This window comes from Bradyrhizobium sp. WSM4874 (assembly GCF_055811835.1).
The window spans coordinates 21081-34772 of the sequence record NZ_JBVVPR010000030.1 but is presented as its reverse complement, the minus strand read 5'-3'; the positions used below and the strand labels follow the sequence as shown (position 1 = coordinate 34772).

Here is a 13692-nt window from a genome sequence, read left to right as displayed (position 1 = left end):
TCTTCTGACTGTCTGTTGGGCAAAACCATATTCCGCAGCCCATCCATTCGGCAATCCAGCATCAAAACAGGCTGGATTCCGCGCTGCACTGCAGAAAATTTGTTCGCCGGATCAGACGAAGTATCGAGGCGAATTCTACGCCACGGACATGTCGAGCGGCGGCGCGACGTGGTCTGGCAGCGGACAGACGTAAGGTGTCTTGGCGGTGCGCTTCTCGAGGTCAGCCTTGGCAGCCTTGATCAGCTCCGGGTCCGTCAGCGCCTTGATGCCGATGCCGGCCATCGCCTTGGCGGCCTGCACCATGGCCTTGTGCGCATGCGCGCTCTTGCCCTGCGCGACCACCTGCCAGGTGTGGAAGGGCGTACCGATTGCAACCGTGGGTGCGTGGACCTGCACGGTCGGCACCACCCAGCTCACGTCGCCGACGTCGGTCGAGCCGACCAGCGGATTGCGCTTGGCATCGAGTGGCACCAGGAAGTCAGCCAGCGGCCGGTCGGTCGGCTCCATGCCGATCGCGTAATAGACCGACTCGATGTCCTTGTCGCTCAGCGTCGCGCGGATCTCCGTGGCAAAGCCCTTGTCTGCGTCGTCGAAATGCGGCGGTCCGAGCTCTTCCATGACCCGGTGAAGCGCCTGCTCCAGCGGCGTGTTCGGCAGGATGTTGGAGACCGCGGAGATGATCTTCATCTCGACCTTGGTCTCGGTCATCAGCGCCGCGCCCTCCGCGATCTTGCTCACGCGTCCGACCAGCTCGTTCATGCCAGGCAGATCACGGGCGCGGATCGAATAGCGCACGCGCGCATGCGCCTGCACCACGTTCGGAGCGATGCCGCCGGTGTCGAGCAGCGCGTAGTGCACGCGCGCGTCGCTGGGCATGTGCTCGCGCATATAGTTCACGCCGACATTCATCAGCTCCACGGCGTCGAGCGCGGAGCGGCCGAGATGCGGCGAGGCCGCCGCATGCGAGGTGCGGCCGGTGAAGATGAAATCGGCGCGGGTGTTGGCGAGTGACGGCGTCACCGCGACCTCCCAGAAGCTGTGCGGATGCCAGGTGATGGCGATGTCGGCGTCTTCAAATGCGCCGGAGCGCACCATGAAGGCTTTTGCCGCGCCGCCCTCCTCCGCCGGGCAACCGTAATAGCGTACGCGGCCCGGCACCTTGTTCTCGGCAAGCCAGTCCTTCACCGCCGTCGCGGCGAGGAGAGCTGCGGAACCGAGCAGATTGTGGCCGCAGCCATGGCCGTGGCCGCCGGTCTCGACCGGACGATGCTCCGCGACGCCCGCCTCCTGGCTGAGGCCCGGCAGCGCATCATATTCCCCCATGAAGGCAATGACCGGTCCGCCCTCGCCCCATTCGCCCATCACCGCGGTCGGAATGCCCGCGACCTGCTCGGTGATGCGAAAACCCTGATGACGCAACTCGGCGAGATGTTCTGCGGCGGACCGCGCCTCGGTGTAGCAGACTTCGGGCATGCCCCAGACCTTGTCGCTGAGGTCGATGAAACGTGCCTTGATCGTGTCGATGCCACGCCAGATGTCGCTGCGGTTGTCCATGCTTCGGTCCGTGATCCCTAGGTCAAACGAAGCGGCAATGGTTAGCAGCTTCATTGTACGGCGCCTAGCACCTCGCCGGAGAGCAGCCATGCGGCCAATGCCGGAGGGTCGCCCGACCGACCTTGCATGAACCGTTCCCGTGCCTTTCAAAAATGTCATACGACGCTTCGGAATAGTTGGGGAGCGAGGCTTTCAAGACGGCCTCCCCCGGCCTAAATTATGCGTGCCTCGCGCGTCTTTACGCTAGCCGCGCCGAGCGATGCACTCAGCCAGGAGAACTCCATGCCCGCCCTGACCGAATGGAGAGTGCCGCCGGCCAATCAGCCGCGTGCGAGCGATTACGGTTTCGATCTCGACCGTGCGCTCGCCTCCGTCGTCGGCCTGCATGCCATCATCCCGCCGGACGCCTTCAGTGCCGAGACACTGGGCACCGAACGCGCCGGCAACGGCGTCGTGATCGACGACGGGCTGGTGCTCACGATCGGTTATCTCATCACCGAAGCAGAGTCCGTGTGGCTGCATGTCGGAGACGGGCGCGTGGTGGAGGGACATGTGCTCGGCTTCGATGCCGTCACCGGCTTTGGCTTGGTGCAGGCGCTCGGCCAGCTCGAAGTCGCCCCCTTGCCGCTCGGTATCTCGGCCGAGACCAGGCTCGGCGACCGCGTCGTGGTCGGCGGCGCCGGCGGACGCACGCGCTCGGTCGCGAGCCAGATCGTGGCCAAGCAGGAATTTGCCGGCTACTGGGAATATCTGCTGGACGAGGCCGTCTTCACCCATCCCGCGCACCCGAACTGGGGCGGCACGGCGCTCCTCAACGAACACGGCGAGCTGATCGGCATCGGCTCGCTCCAGCTCGAACGCGAGCGCGACGGCAAGGCCGAGCACGTCAACATGATCGTGCCGATCGACCTGTTGAAACCGATCCTGGACGATCTGCGCAAGTTCGGTCGCGTCAACAAGCCGGCACGGCCATGGCTTGGACTCTATTCGACAGAGATCGACAACCGCGTGGTGGTGATCGGGATCTCTGCCAATGGTCCGGCCGCCCGCGCCGAGCTCAAGACCGGCGACGTCATCCTCGCGGTCGACGGCGAGAAGGTGACGAGCCAGACCGGCTTCTACAACAAGCTGTGGGGCCTCGGCGCCGCCGGCGTTGACGTGCCGCTGACGGTACACCATGAAGGTGTCACCTTCGACGTCACGGTGACCTCGACCGATCGCTACAAGCTCTTGAAGGCGCCAAAGCTGCACTGACGATCAGAACTAACGCAAGGAAGCGACGATGAGCGAGGCCGTCGTTGACGACATCGTGGCCGTGCTACCGCCGCTGCTCAATGCGCTGGAAGCGCTCGCCTTCTTTCAGCGAAACCTGCACCCGCCGGCCTTCGGCTCCGTGATGAACGCGATCGGCTCTCCTGACGAGGCGTTGCAAACGGCGCGCGCGGCAATCGGAGAATGGCCGGAGCAATTTACCGGACTGCGCGAGCGACTCGACCGTTCCTGCGACGAGACGCTCGCCGCCTTCGCCGGCATCCGCGAGGTCGAGCGTGGCAATGGCGATCTCGTCGCGGTCTTCCGCGCGCTGCGCCATCTGCCACGCGCGCAGGAGGCACTCTATCCGCTCGCAGTGCAGTTTCCGCCGGTGAGCAGCTTCTTCCTCAACGCCGCCACTCGCGAGAATGCCGACCTGTTGTCGCGGCTCGAAGCCGGCGCGGACGCGCACACCGGCATCATCCACGATCACAACGAGCCCGGCAGCCGCGGCGGCTTTTCGGTCTACGTGCCCGAATATTACACGCCCGATCGCGCCATGCCGCTGGTGATGGCGCTGCATGGCGGCAGCGGCAACGGCCGCGGTTTTCTGTGGAGCTGGCTGCGCGACGCCCGCAGTCTTGGTGCGATCCTGGTGGCTCCGACCGCGACCGGCCCGACCTGGGCCCTGATGGGCGAGGATTCCGACACGCCCAATCTCATGCGCATTCTCGAAACCGTGCGCAGCCGCTGGGCCATCGACGCCTCGCGCATGCTGCTGACAGGCATGAGCGACGGCGGCACCTTCTGCTACGTCACCGGGCTCGAAGGCGCATCGCCCTTCACGCATCTCGCGCCGGTGTCGGCGACCTTCCATCCGCTGATGGCTGAGATGGCTGACGCCACGCGCCTGCAGCGCCTGCCGATCTTCATCGCGCACGGCAAGCTCGACTGGATGTTTCCGGTGCAGACCGCGCGGCAGACCCAGGCGGCCCTCGCCGCCGCCGGCGCAAATGTCACCTATCGCGAGATCGACGACCTCAGCCACACCTACCCACGCGAGATCAATGCGGAGTTGGTTCAGTGGCTGAATGAAGCGTGAACGGATCGTCCTTACCTGCGCCGCACTGTCGCGGAACAATCGATCCGGGTCGACGTTATCGCCCGTCATTGGAGGTTTCGCGATGCGGATGTTTCTTGGAATGATTTTGGGCGCGCTGCTGCTCGGCTGCGGCGTGTACGTCTATGACTCCATGCAGACATCGTCGGTCGCCAATGGCGAGGTCGCGACAACCAATCGCACCATCGTGAACTGGGATGTTGCCAAGGCCGATTGGGACGCGCTGCGCGATCGCGCGCACAAGGACTGGGTCCGCATCTCCTCGAAGTAACGATTTGGTATCATGAATGAAATGAGGCGCCGTCGCGGGTCCGCGGCGGCGCCTTCGTATTGCGCGGTGAATATCGCTCGGCTCAGTTCATCTTGGCCTTGCGGGCGTCGGCGATGACCTGCTCGAACTCGTTCATGCTGAGCACGCCCGGCACGCGGTACTTGCCGACGATGAAGGACGGGGTGCCGCTGAAACCGAAGGCTTCGGCCTGCTCGTTGTTGCGCTTGAGCACGGCGTCGATGTCCTTGGCGCGGTCTGCGAGATCGCGCTTCAACCGATCCATGTCAACACCGGCGGCCGCGAGCAATTCGTTGATGCGTGGCTCGGTCAAACGCGAGCTGACGCCCATCATGGCGTCATGGGCCTGGTGGTATTTGTCCTGGAATTTCGCCGCGAGCGCGGTCCGCGCCGCCGTGACCGAGACCGGACCGAGAATCGGCCAGTCCTTCATCACCAGCCGGACCTTGCCGTCGTCCTGGATGACCTGACGCAACTCGGGCTCGAGCTTGCGGCAATAGGGGCAGTTATAATCGGACCATTCGATAATGCTGATATTCCCGTCGGGATTGCCGGCGACGGGAACATCGGGGTCGCGCAGCACCTTGGCTTCGGTCAGCACCTCGTCTTCGTCGGTCGCCGCGCGCGCCGAGGTCATCCCACCCGCGACAAGGGCGCCCGCCCCTATCAGGGTCAGCGCCGCGCGCCGCGTCGGCACAAGGCCCTTGTTCCTGAATCCAGCCATATCTCGTTCCATTTCGGTCCCATCTCCGTCGATACGGTTCGAGACTGGGAATTGTTACAGCTCATATAGAGTGTCGCGGTGCCGATGTCATCGCACCAGCAGCGTGACCGCCAAAGGTACCAGGAAGGAGGTCACCAAAGCGTTCAGGCTCATGGCGATCCCGGAGAAGACGCCGGCGATCTCGTCGACCTGGAACGCGCGCGCGGTCCCGATCCCGTGCGCGGCAAGGCCGGCGGCAAAGCCGCGGGCGCGGAAATCGCTGATACCGGTGCGGTTCATCAGCGGCGTCACGATGATCGCGCCCATGATGCCCGTGAGGATGACGGCAACCGCAGCAAGCGAGGGATCGGCATGCAGGGATTCGGCGATGCCCATGGCAACGCCGGCCGTGACGGATTTCGGCGCGAGCGACAGAACCACGTCGCGCGGCAGACCGGCGAGTTGGGCCAGCAACACCACGGACACCACGGCGGTTACCGATCCCGCGACCAGCGCCACCAGCATCGGCACGATCGACGCGACGACGCGCTTGCGGTTCTCGTAGAGGGGAACAGCCAGCGCGACCGTCGCGGGCCCCAAGAGGAAATGCACGAACTGCGCGCCGGCGAAATAGGTCGTATAGGAGGTGCCGGTCAACAGCAGAAACGCGCCGACGATCCACATCGCATGCAGCACGGGATTGGCGAGAGGATGGCGCCGCGTTGCCAGCGACACCGCGTCCGTGCTCGCATAGACCAGCAGCGTCACGGTCAACCAAAGCAACGGCGACTGCGAGAGATAGACCCAGAGCGAGAACGGATTGTCCTTCATCGCGCGTCCTGTTGCCTCAACAGGCGGCTGACCAGGCGGAAGGTGAGTACGGTTGCGAGCAGCGTGACGACCACCGATAGCGCGAGCACGAGGATGATAGCGATGCCGTGGGATGCGAGCAGGTCGAGCTTTTGCACGACCCCGACCCCGGCCGGTACGAACAGCAGCGACAGATGCGCCAATAGACCCCTGCTCGCCGTCTCGACGCCATCATCGCGCAGCGGCCCGCGCGCGAGAAGCGCAAAGCGGTCGCGCGCGAGCAGCAGGATGAGGAGCAGCAAGAGGCCAAGCACCGGGCCTGGCATCGGCAGCCCGAGGCTGCGCACGACGGCTTCGCCGATCAACTGGCAGAGCAGAATGAGACCAAGGCTTGCAAGCATGACCGGAGTATCAAGGGACGCGCCCGCAGTCTTGTCAATCACCGCTAGCGGTGGTCGTGCGCGGCTCGTGCGAAGCCGAAGCGCGGGGCAGCATTGCCATCAGTGTCCCGGTCATCGTGGCGATCAACGTGACCTTGCCCTCGTGCTCGGCAAACGCCTTGGCCTCGCAAAAGGTCAACGTGCGGCCGGGCTTGACCACCTCTGCTTTGAAGACGAAACGCTCGCCCCGCGCCGGCGCGAGCAGCGTGGTCTTGAACTCGACGGTGAGGATATCGGCCTCGCGCGGCATCAGAGTGAAGGCGGCAACACCACAGGCGTTGTCGAGCCCTGCGGTAATGATGCCGGCGTGGACAAAGCCGTTCTGTTGTGTGAGCGCCGGCGAATGCAGCATGGCCAGTTCGACTTCGCCCGGCGCAAGGCGGACGATCACGATGCCGAGCGTGTGCATCGCCGGCTGGCCGTCGAACATGGCGATGGCAGCCGCGCGATAGCCCGGGTTCTTCGGCTCGAATGCGGCCATGATTCAGGCCTCCGCCGGCTCGACGAGATGGCTCAAGGCGACCTCGCGGATGGCATCCGTGAACGGCACCGATTTGCGCTGGCTACGGTCCATGTGCACGCCCGTGATCTCGCAGAACGCGGCGATCTCGCCGGTCTCGGCATTGGTCATGTCGTGCCGGAAGCGGATCGATTTGTCGCGGATCTCCAGCAGATGACTGCGGATCTCGACGATGTCACCGGCGAGCAGCTCGCGCTTGTAGGTGATGTTCTGCTGCACGGCGGCCATGCCGCGGCCGGAGCCGCGCAGATAGCTCGGCGTCAGCCCGAGGCGGGCGAACAGAATCCAGTTGGCCTCGTCGAATTTGCCGACATACCACATGATGTTCATATGGCCGACGTGATCGCACTGCCACGGATAGACCGTGCCGCGATAGGTCGCCTCCTGCTCCATCGCAATTCTCCCTGGCCTTTTCTGCCTTTGATTATTGATACGGTAGCGTATCAACCCCCTCCCGCGTTAGCAATACGGCACCGTATCAAGAATCGGCGAGGCTGCCTGCATGAGTGACGGCAAAGGCGATGTCTGGGTCGACGCAGGGCTCACCGAGCTCGCCCGATCGGGGGTCGAGGGGGTGCGGGTGGAGGTGCTCGCCAAGAATCTGGGCGTCACCAAGGGCGGCTTCTACCGCCGCTTCGCCGACCGTGCCGCCCTGCTCGGTGCCATGCTGGAACGCTGGCGCGAGGGGCGCTCAACGGCGATCGCGCAGCAGACGAGTCTTGATGGCCAAGAGCCCCGTGAACGGCTGCGGGCAGTGATCCAGCTCTATTCGGAGCGGCTCAATCCGGACGGGATGGCAATCGAGCTTGCCATCCGGCAATGGGCCCGCTCGGACGAGGGCGCCGCGGCAGCGGTGGCGAACGTGGACGCGGCGCGGCTGAAGCACGTCGCCGAACTCTATCGCGCGACCGGCCTCGAGACCGAGGCAGCTGAAGCGCAGGCCTTCCTGTTCTACTGCTTCATCTTCGGCCAGAGCTTGCTGTTCGTCGAGCGCGGCCCGCGCAAGCGATCGCAGCTCGTGGCGAAGTCGGCCGAGAAGCTACTGGATTAAAGCAAGAGGCCGGAGCTTGGCTCCGGCCTCTGCGTCGTCTTGAAGCTTCAGGCGGCGCCCTTCAGCTTCTTGTTGCATTCGCTGTAATAGCCGCCGCCCTTCTCGATCCACTTCATGCCGCCATTGCCGTTGGTGGTCTTGTTGGCATTGTACTGGTCGACGCAGGTGTGCAGGCGCCCCTTGCCGGGGGTCTCCTTGGCGTATTTCGGATCGACCGCGTTCGGATAGATCGCGGGGCCGGCCGGCAGGGTCGGCGCAGCAGCCGGGGCGGCCTCCTTCTTCGCCTGCTTCGGCTCGGCGGGCGCAGCGGGAGCGGCCGCGGTCGGCGCAGCCGCTGGCGTCGCGTCCGCGCCGCACTGGGCCTTGCGGAAGTCATTCCACTTCGTGGTGCCGAGCGAGCCGTCCTTCTTGGCGGCTTGGTATTTCGCGCTGCACTCCTGCGAGGTCAGCGCCTGCGCCGGCGCACTCGCCACCAGCGCGGCAAATCCCGACAGCGCAACTGCACACAGCAACTTTGATTGAACGGTCATCCTGGGTCTCCTCCTTGATCTTCCCCCGGGGGAAGTGAACCGAGGATTGCTATCCTAGCGTGCCGCCTGCTCGCGACAAGGAAGCGATGGCTCCTGCCGCCAAAATATAGTGATCCTCTACGTTCAAATTATTCATGTCGCGTTCAGCAACGCCAGCCGACTTTCGCGCCCTTCGCAATTCCCGCAAGAAGAGTGCAGCACCATGACCTTCTCATCTCGCCTCGCCGTCGTCGCTCTCGCCTCCCTGCTCGCCACCGGCACTGCCTTCGCGCAGACCGCCGCGCCGGCAGCCAAAACCGATGCCGCCGCGACCACCGACAAGAAGGCGCCGAAGGAGCGCTCGGCCGGATCGCTCGAATGCTCCAAGCAGGCAGATACCAAAGGATTGAAGGGCAAGGAGCGCAAGAAATTCCGCCGCGAATGCATGAAGGAAGCCAAGGCTGGCGCGACCGCCGCCCCCGCCGACAAGAAGTAAACCCGTCACGGTCCTCGCCGGCTTCGGCGAGAGGCGCGCGCATTGCGGCATGACGTGGCCGCAATTGTGCGCCTCTCGCTGATTTGCGATAAGGCGGTGTGAAGCAAATCACCGCCTCCCCGCCGTTCGAATGGCCGAGCCGTGCCAAGATCTTGAGCACGGTGGAAACGCTCGTCATTGGCACCGCCGGTGGCCTCGTGTTTCTGCTCGCGAGCCTTCCGGGGGGATTGATCTCGGGCTCGATGATCGCGGTCGGGATCGCCGCGATCGCCGGTCGCCAGCTGACGCTGCCGCCGATCCTGACCCAGACCGTGCTGGTGCTGCTCGGCATTTCATTAGGCTCGGTCGTCTCGCGCCACCTGCTTCAACAGGTCAGTGCCTATCCGCTCACCATCGGGCTGCTCGCGCTCGCGACCTTTTGCTCGACCTTCGGCTCCAGCTATTATCTCCAGCGCTTCCACGGCTGGGACCGCACCTCGGCCTTCCTTGCCGGCAGCCCCGGCGCGCTGTCGCAGATCACGATTTTGGCGGTCGAGCGCTGCGCCGATTTGCCGGGGATCGCGGTGGTGCAGACCATGCGCGTCATCATTCTCACCGCGGCGCTGCCGATGGTGCTGGCGTTCTCCGGCGTCGCCCCCTCCGTCGCGCCGTCGCTGGCGACGACGATTGCCTCGCCGCTCGACCTCGTCGAGCTGGTCGCGGCCTCGCTAGCCGCGGCGCTCGTCCTGCGGCTGATCAAGTTTCCGGCGAGCTGGATGTTCGGCGCGATGATCGGCTCAAGCGTGCTGCATGGCGCAGGCTGGGTCGAGGGCGGCCTGCCGGACTGGGTACGCGGCGTAGCACTGGTCGGCATCGGCGCCCTGATCGGCAGCCGCTTCGCGCGGATGCGGATCAAGACGCTCGCCGGCCACATCAACGCGGCGCTGGGCTCGTTTGCCGTCGCCATCGCCGTCTCCGCGATCTTCGTCGGCATCGTGGCGCTCACCACGCAGGTGAAATTCTCCGACGTCGTGGTCGCCTACGCACCGGGCGCGATGGATGCCATGCTGGCGCTGGCCCTGACGCTGCACATCGACCCGATCTTCGTCGGCGCCCATCACCTCTCGCGTTTCGTCTTCGTGACGATCGCGACGCCGGGCATCGTGCACCTGTTCGGCCGGACGCAGGACGATGTGGATGATTGAGCCTCAGCGCTTCGCCGTCGCAACGAAGCCCGACGCGGCGATCCCAGCCATCAGCAGCGAGATCAGCACGTTGTAGCCGGCAAGCGAGAGGCCGAGAAAGCGCCACTGCACCTCGTCGCAGCGGACCACTTTCACGGTGTCGAGCCGCGACAGCAGGTCGGTGGCGCTGCCGAGATTGACGACGGGACCGGAGCAGTCCGTTGGCCCCTTCCAAAAGCCCCATTCGACGCCGGAATGATAGGTGCCGAGCCCGGCGTTGGCGAGGCTCGCCAGCACAAGGATCGCAAGGCCCGCGAGCAGCAGCGGCCTCGGCGCACCGCCCCGCGCCGCGAGTGCGATGAGCAAGCCGAGCGGGATCGCGAGGTAATAGGCGTAGCGCTGCTCCAGGCAGAGCGGACAGGGCACGATCCCGAGCACCAGCTGGAAGAACCAGGCGCCTGCGATCGTGGCAGCCGCAACCAGGGTCACAGCGAGCGAGGCAGTCAGAGCAGGGCTGGTGGCCGCCGATTTGAATGCAGGTATTGCGGCACTCTGGGTCGTCACGGCAGCCCCTTTTCGATGGTCCCTTTCCAAGGCTGTAACCCCGGCTCACGCGGCTGTCGAGAACGGCCGGGATCACTTTGGCGCGGGTTGACCCCGCTTTGTCCATGGCTATAGTCCGCCGGCTTCGCGACGCCCGCGTTAGGGCCGACCGAGGGCCCCTGTGGCGGAACTGGTAGACGCGCTCGACTCAAAATCGAGTTCCGCAAGGAGTGCTGGTTCGATTCCGGCCAGGGGCACCAAGATGAAAACACCAATAGAAACAATAAGTTCAACCATTGGTGCGATTCCGTTTTTTGGGAGAATTTCGAGACTCGTTGAAAACACTAGTTAGAAAGCGAGTCCCGCCGTCCAATCGTTGGTATTTTTGTTGGCATCAGGAAATCAAATGATCGCGGCGAATTTCGCTATTCCGAACGACGGAATCGAGCAGATGGCCGCAGGAACGATGGTCCGGACGCCAACCCAAAGCAGATCTGATCGACGTCGACTGCCGCGCCGCGCGACCGAAATTCGAATGTGATGTCGGGCCAAGTCGTGGAAATCTGCTTCGCTTGCTTTCGTTGGCTTCGGCTGCCATCAAGATATCGGCTGCCCTCGCGTGATCTGCGGGTCAACATTGACACTATTTGCTCCGTTTGTGGTTGGAATATCGGTCCATCAGACTTCCGCGATGCAATCGATCTCCAGCAGGAAGTCCTTCCGTGGAAGCCGCGCCTCGACCGTCGTGCGAGCGGGCCACTGCGACGGCTCGTTCCCGAAGAACTCTTTGTAGATTTCATTTAGTTCGTCGAAATCGGCGCGCCGATCGAGGTACACGTTAACTTTCGCGACCTTTTCGAGCGAACTGCCAGCGTATTCGAGAGTGGCTTTAACGTTCTTCAACGCCAGACGCATCTGGGCGGCGAAATCGCCCTTTGCCACTTGGACGTTCTCGTCGTAACCGGGAAAGCCCGAAACGAAGATAAGGTTACCTACGCGCACTGCATTGGAATGCGGAGATTTAGATCGCGGAAGCGCAGGATTGTTGATTACGATGCGGGCCACTGATTTCTCCCATATTGAAACGCGAACTATTGAAGCGACGAGGTCGAGAAACGCTAGGCGTCGGAACCAGCCAGGAAGCTTGCCCTGAATATTTCGGGGGTGGTCCCCCTCCGCTGCTTGAAGAATCGAGCGAAGTGAGATGCGTGGGAGTAGCCGAGCAGGAACGAGATTTCCTTCACCGGCTTGCTCGAATAGAGAAGAAGCCGGGTTGCCTGCTCCAAAACGGCCGCATGGATGAGTTCGCGCGCACTGGCGCCGCTCACCCTTTGGCACGCCGAGTTAAGCACGTACGTTGTCGTCGAGAGACGCTCGGCAAAGACCTCGACGGTGTGCGCCTGGGGCCGCTCGTTCTCGGAAAATCCGACAGCTCCGATTACCGATCGCAGGAGATCCTTGAAGCGTTGAAAAAGCTCGGCGGCCACACCCTCTGGTCGGAGTCCCAAGGCATCGGGCTGAGCCCGCAACACCACGCCGTCGATTTCCAGGAGAAGGCAAGCGAAAAGGTATCGCAGAACATCACGTCGGTACCGATGGGCTCGTTCGAAGTTCGCGGCAATTTGGTTGACAAGACTTTGCAGCGACGTTGCGGCTGCGTCGGGCGGAAATAGGACGATCCGGTGGGAGGAAAGGCGCAGCAGCGCTGCGTTCAGTGCACCTTCCACTGAGGGAAGCCCCGCCGCGAAATCGGAGGACACGCTGATCACGAAACCTTTCGCATCAGGTTCATAGACGAACTCATGCACGACATTGGCAGGCGTATAGACGCAAGATGCCGCGCCAACGGATTCCTTGCGACCGTTGAAAGTTGCATTGGCCGTCAAGGAGTATGGACAACTGATCGAAGTCCGGATGCCGATGCGGGCTGATACGCCAATTGTTGGGTATGTTGCGCACGAAAAACGGCTCGATGTGAAAGAATCCGAAGATCGATTGTGTGCGATCTTCGCCGTAGAGCCTGTAGGCGGGCACGTTCAGAACGGCTGCGGAATTTCCCTTGACGGCATTTCGGCGCGGGCTCTTTCCTTTCGTACTGACCTTCTTCATTGGGCTTCCGGCATTTTAAACTGAATCCTAGATAGCTCCGGCTCGCCAGACGGTCGGCACGATACGATCATTGTGCTGTTTCCACTCCGCCCAAGCGGCTTGGACCATGGCTAGGTCTTCCTCGATATTTTCGATCAGAAACTCTCCCCTGAACTCAAGATTGCCGGCCTCGTCGTACCATTCTAACGCATCGACCTCGCCGGGTTGCCTGTAACGTTCGATGACGAGACCGATGCAGCCCTCGGGACGTTGCGGGGAATGCCGAACGTGCGAAGGCAGGAGGTATATTTCGCCCTCCCGGACAACTACCTGGCTTCGGACGCGCGTCACCGGGTCAATCAGGTTCAGCGTAACATCGCCCCGGAGTTGAATGAACAGCTCCTCGCCGGGATCATCGTGGTAATCTGGACGATAGTTCGGTCCTCCGACCATCATCACCATAAGATTTTGCCAGTCGCCCTTCCAGAACTGTCGGTTGCCGATCGGTGGTTTCAGCGTGTCCTTGTTCTTCTCGATCCAAGCGTCCAGGTTAATGGGCAAATTTTTGAGCGCGCTGTGCATTGCACGATCTCCGCTTTCGGTTGCAGACTACTGAGCCATTTCAGACGACTGCGCGGGACAACTGCCGCTCGACCGAAAGAGCGATCGGCAACGAGTGATATTGTCTGTTCAGATAGATCAGCGATTTCGGACTCTCGTGGAAGCTGACGGCGTCAACACGCCCGAATAGAACCGTATGGGTTCCCACTTCCTTGATGTCGATTACCCGGCAGTCTAGCGCTTCGACCGCGTCCAACAGCGCCGGCGCGCCGGTCGTGAGCGTGCCCCAGGTTCCGTCCGAGAAACGCTCTCCCATGGCGACTCCCGTGGACCCTGCGAAAATGCCCGACAAATGCTCCTCTTCGGCGCTCAGGACATTGACGCAGAAGACGTCATTCTTCTTGAAGACGGGATTCATTTGACTGCTGCGGTTGATGCAGACCAACAGCGTGGCAGGCTCGTCGGTCACGGAACATACTGCTGTGCACGTGAAGCCGCATTTGCCTCCCGGCCCGTCGGTCGTGACCACCGAGACGGCAGCACCTAGGCGAGCCATTGCATTCCGAAAGGACTTTTTGTCGATCGACATGTGCA

The 13692-nt window shown here is 63.1% G+C and carries 19 protein-coding genes and 1 tRNA gene; 8 read left to right on the top strand and 12 right to left on the bottom strand.

Features of this window, described 5'->3' with window-relative positions; all coding sequences use genetic code 11:
* Nucleotides 1–135 precede the first annotated feature (135 nt).
* Nucleotides 136–1554 (bottom strand): M20 family metallopeptidase, encoded by a 1419-nt coding sequence (locus tag AC0L3P_RS26560; protein WP_027514180.1) that lies wholly within the window; start codon nt 1552–1554, stop codon nt 136–138.
* A 282-nt stretch (nt 1555–1836) separates the two neighbouring features.
* Between AC0L3P_RS26560 and AC0L3P_RS26555 the strand changes: the two genes are divergently transcribed.
* From AC0L3P_RS26555 to AC0L3P_RS26545, 3 genes are all read left to right on the top strand, one after another.
* Nucleotides 1837–2808, top strand: a complete 972-nt coding sequence (locus tag AC0L3P_RS26555) for a S1C family serine protease (RefSeq protein ID WP_473306406.1) — start codon at nt 1837–1839, stop codon at nt 2806–2808.
* A gap of 28 nt (nt 2809–2836) precedes the next feature.
* Nucleotides 2837–3907, top strand: coding sequence for a phospholipase (locus AC0L3P_RS26550; RefSeq protein ID WP_473306403.1), 1071 nt, complete (start codon nt 2837–2839; stop codon nt 3905–3907).
* A gap of 82 nt (nt 3908–3989) precedes the next feature.
* Nucleotides 3990–4196, top strand: a complete 207-nt coding sequence (locus AC0L3P_RS26545; protein WP_027514183.1) for a hypothetical protein — start codon at nt 3990–3992, stop codon at nt 4194–4196.
* Nucleotides 4197–4278: 82 nt separating this feature from the next.
* Here the strand turns inward: AC0L3P_RS26545 and AC0L3P_RS26540 are convergent, their stop codons facing one another.
* The 5 genes from AC0L3P_RS26540 to AC0L3P_RS26520 form a co-directional block, all read right to left on the bottom strand.
* On the bottom strand, nt 4279–4938 hold the full coding sequence (locus AC0L3P_RS26540) for a DsbA family protein (RefSeq protein WP_473306401.1): 660 nt from the start codon (nt 4936–4938) through the stop codon (nt 4279–4281).
* A gap of 87 nt (nt 4939–5025) precedes the next feature.
* Complete coding sequence (locus AC0L3P_RS26535; RefSeq protein ID WP_354061093.1) at nt 5026–5748, bottom strand: LrgB family protein; 723 nt, start codon at nt 5746–5748, stop codon at nt 5026–5028.
* Complete coding sequence (locus AC0L3P_RS26530) at nt 5745–6128, bottom strand: CidA/LrgA family protein (protein WP_275170904.1); 384 nt, start codon at nt 6126–6128, stop codon at nt 5745–5747. Before AC0L3P_RS26530 ends, AC0L3P_RS26535 begins: the two co-directional genes overlap by 4 nt.
* Before the next feature lie 34 nt (nt 6129–6162).
* Entirely contained in the window at nt 6163–6648 is a 486-nt protein-coding gene (locus AC0L3P_RS26525; RefSeq protein WP_473306398.1) for a PaaI family thioesterase, read from the bottom strand.
* 3 nt (nt 6649–6651) lie between these two features.
* Nucleotides 6652–7080: an acyl-CoA thioesterase gene (locus AC0L3P_RS26520; protein WP_354061087.1), complete on the bottom strand. Its 429-nt coding sequence runs from the start codon at nt 7078–7080 to the stop codon at nt 6652–6654.
* Between the two features lie 109 nt (nt 7081–7189).
* On the opposite strand from AC0L3P_RS26520, the gene AC0L3P_RS26515 reads away from it, so the two are divergent.
* Nucleotides 7190–7738, top strand: coding sequence for a TetR/AcrR family transcriptional regulator (locus AC0L3P_RS26515; RefSeq protein WP_354061085.1), 549 nt, complete (start codon nt 7190–7192; stop codon nt 7736–7738).
* Between the two features lie 47 nt (nt 7739–7785).
* Here AC0L3P_RS26515 and AC0L3P_RS26510 read toward each other — a convergent pair whose 3' ends face one another.
* A complete protein-coding gene (locus AC0L3P_RS26510) occupies nt 7786–8268 on the bottom strand; it encodes a hypothetical protein (protein ID WP_354061083.1) in 483 nt (160 codons plus the stop codon).
* A gap of 202 nt (nt 8269–8470) precedes the next feature.
* Here AC0L3P_RS26510 and AC0L3P_RS26505 point away from each other — a divergent pair, with 202 nt between their 5' ends.
* Both AC0L3P_RS26505 and AC0L3P_RS26500 read left to right on the top strand, forming a co-directional pair.
* Nucleotides 8471–8743 carry a PsiF family protein gene (locus AC0L3P_RS26505; protein ID WP_275170899.1) on the top strand — a complete coding sequence of 91 codons (273 nt, stop codon included), beginning with the start codon at nt 8471–8473 and terminating at the stop codon, nt 8741–8743.
* A gap of 98 nt (nt 8744–8841) precedes the next feature.
* On the top strand, nt 8842–9927 hold the full coding sequence (locus AC0L3P_RS26500) for an AbrB family transcriptional regulator (RefSeq protein ID WP_473306395.1): 1086 nt from the start codon (nt 8842–8844) through the stop codon (nt 9925–9927).
* A gap of 3 nt (nt 9928–9930) precedes the next feature.
* Here the strand turns inward: AC0L3P_RS26500 and AC0L3P_RS26495 are convergent, their stop codons facing one another.
* The gene (locus AC0L3P_RS26495) at nt 9931–10470 is read right to left on the bottom strand and encodes a disulfide bond formation protein B (RefSeq protein WP_354061078.1); all 540 of its coding nucleotides are present in this window, start codon (nt 10468–10470) and stop codon (nt 9931–9933) included.
* 154 nt (nt 10471–10624) lie between these two features.
* Between AC0L3P_RS26495 and AC0L3P_RS26490 the strand changes: the two genes are divergently transcribed.
* Nucleotides 10625–10709, top strand: a tRNA-Leu gene (locus tag AC0L3P_RS26490).
* 418 nt (nt 10710–11127) lie between these two features.
* Here the strand turns inward: AC0L3P_RS26490 and AC0L3P_RS26485 are convergent.
* Together AC0L3P_RS26485 and AC0L3P_RS26480 are read right to left on the bottom strand one after the other, a co-directional pair.
* Entirely contained in the window at nt 11128–11514 is a 387-nt protein-coding gene (locus AC0L3P_RS26485; RefSeq protein ID WP_275170896.1) for a RidA family protein, read from the bottom strand.
* Between the two features lie 53 nt (nt 11515–11567).
* A complete protein-coding gene (locus tag AC0L3P_RS26480; protein WP_473306392.1) occupies nt 11568–12335 on the bottom strand; it encodes an AraC family transcriptional regulator in 768 nt (255 codons plus the stop codon).
* On the opposite strand from AC0L3P_RS26480, the gene AC0L3P_RS26475 reads away from it, so the two are divergent.
* On the top strand, nt 12325–12582 hold the full coding sequence (locus AC0L3P_RS26475) for a hypothetical protein (RefSeq protein ID WP_473306389.1): 258 nt from the start codon (nt 12325–12327) through the stop codon (nt 12580–12582). The two genes, AC0L3P_RS26480 and AC0L3P_RS26475, sit on opposite strands and share 11 nt — an antisense overlap.
* Nucleotides 12583–12585: 3 nt before the next feature.
* On the opposite strand, the gene nbaC is transcribed toward AC0L3P_RS26475, so the two are convergent.
* Complete coding sequence (gene nbaC / locus AC0L3P_RS26470) at nt 12586–13119, bottom strand: 3-hydroxyanthranilate 3,4-dioxygenase (protein WP_275170894.1); 534 nt, start codon at nt 13117–13119, stop codon at nt 12586–12588.
* A 40-nt stretch (nt 13120–13159) separates the two neighbouring features.
* On the bottom strand, nt 13160–13687 hold the full coding sequence (locus tag AC0L3P_RS26465) for a flavin reductase (protein WP_473306386.1): 528 nt from the start codon (nt 13685–13687) through the stop codon (nt 13160–13162).
* Nucleotides 13688–13692 lie beyond the last annotated feature (5 nt).

What these genes read in the sequence shown, in the direction of transcription:
- AC0L3P_RS26505 (WP_275170899.1), top strand. Translation starts at nt 8,471, where the DNA reads ATGACCTTCTCATCTCGCCTCGCCGTCGTCGCTCTCGCCTCCCTGCTC.
- AC0L3P_RS26540 (WP_473306401.1), bottom strand. Translation starts at nt 4,938, where the DNA reads ATGGCTGGATTCAGGAACAAGGGCCTTGTGCCGACGCGGCGCGCGGCG.
- AC0L3P_RS26545 (WP_027514183.1), top strand. Translation starts at nt 3,990, where the DNA reads ATGCGGATGTTTCTTGGAATGATTTTGGGCGCGCTGCTGCTCGGCTGC.
- AC0L3P_RS26530 (WP_275170904.1), bottom strand. Translation starts at nt 6,128, where the DNA reads ATGCTTGCAAGCCTTGGTCTCATTCTGCTCTGCCAGTTGATCGGCGAA.
- AC0L3P_RS26515 (WP_354061085.1), top strand. Translation starts at nt 7,190, where the DNA reads ATGAGTGACGGCAAAGGCGATGTCTGGGTCGACGCAGGGCTCACCGAG.
- AC0L3P_RS26465 (WP_473306386.1), bottom strand. Translation starts at nt 13,687, where the DNA reads ATGTCGATCGACAAAAAGTCCTTTCGGAATGCAATGGCTCGCCTAGGT.
- AC0L3P_RS26535 (WP_354061093.1), bottom strand. Translation starts at nt 5,748, where the DNA reads ATGAAGGACAATCCGTTCTCGCTCTGGGTCTATCTCTCGCAGTCGCCG.
- AC0L3P_RS26520 (WP_354061087.1), bottom strand. Translation starts at nt 7,080, where the DNA reads ATGGAGCAGGAGGCGACCTATCGCGGCACGGTCTATCCGTGGCAGTGC.
- AC0L3P_RS26550 (WP_473306403.1), top strand. Translation starts at nt 2,837, where the DNA reads ATGAGCGAGGCCGTCGTTGACGACATCGTGGCCGTGCTACCGCCGCTG.
- AC0L3P_RS26555 (WP_473306406.1), top strand. Translation starts at nt 1,837, where the DNA reads ATGCCCGCCCTGACCGAATGGAGAGTGCCGCCGGCCAATCAGCCGCGT.
- AC0L3P_RS26510 (WP_354061083.1), bottom strand. Translation starts at nt 8,268, where the DNA reads ATGACCGTTCAATCAAAGTTGCTGTGTGCAGTTGCGCTGTCGGGATTT.
- nbaC (WP_275170894.1), bottom strand. Translation starts at nt 13,119, where the DNA reads ATGCACAGCGCGCTCAAAAATTTGCCCATTAACCTGGACGCTTGGATC.
- AC0L3P_RS26525 (WP_473306398.1), bottom strand. Translation starts at nt 6,648, where the DNA reads ATGGCCGCATTCGAGCCGAAGAACCCGGGCTATCGCGCGGCTGCCATC.
- AC0L3P_RS26560 (WP_027514180.1), bottom strand. Translation starts at nt 1,554, where the DNA reads ATGGACAACCGCAGCGACATCTGGCGTGGCATCGACACGATCAAGGCA.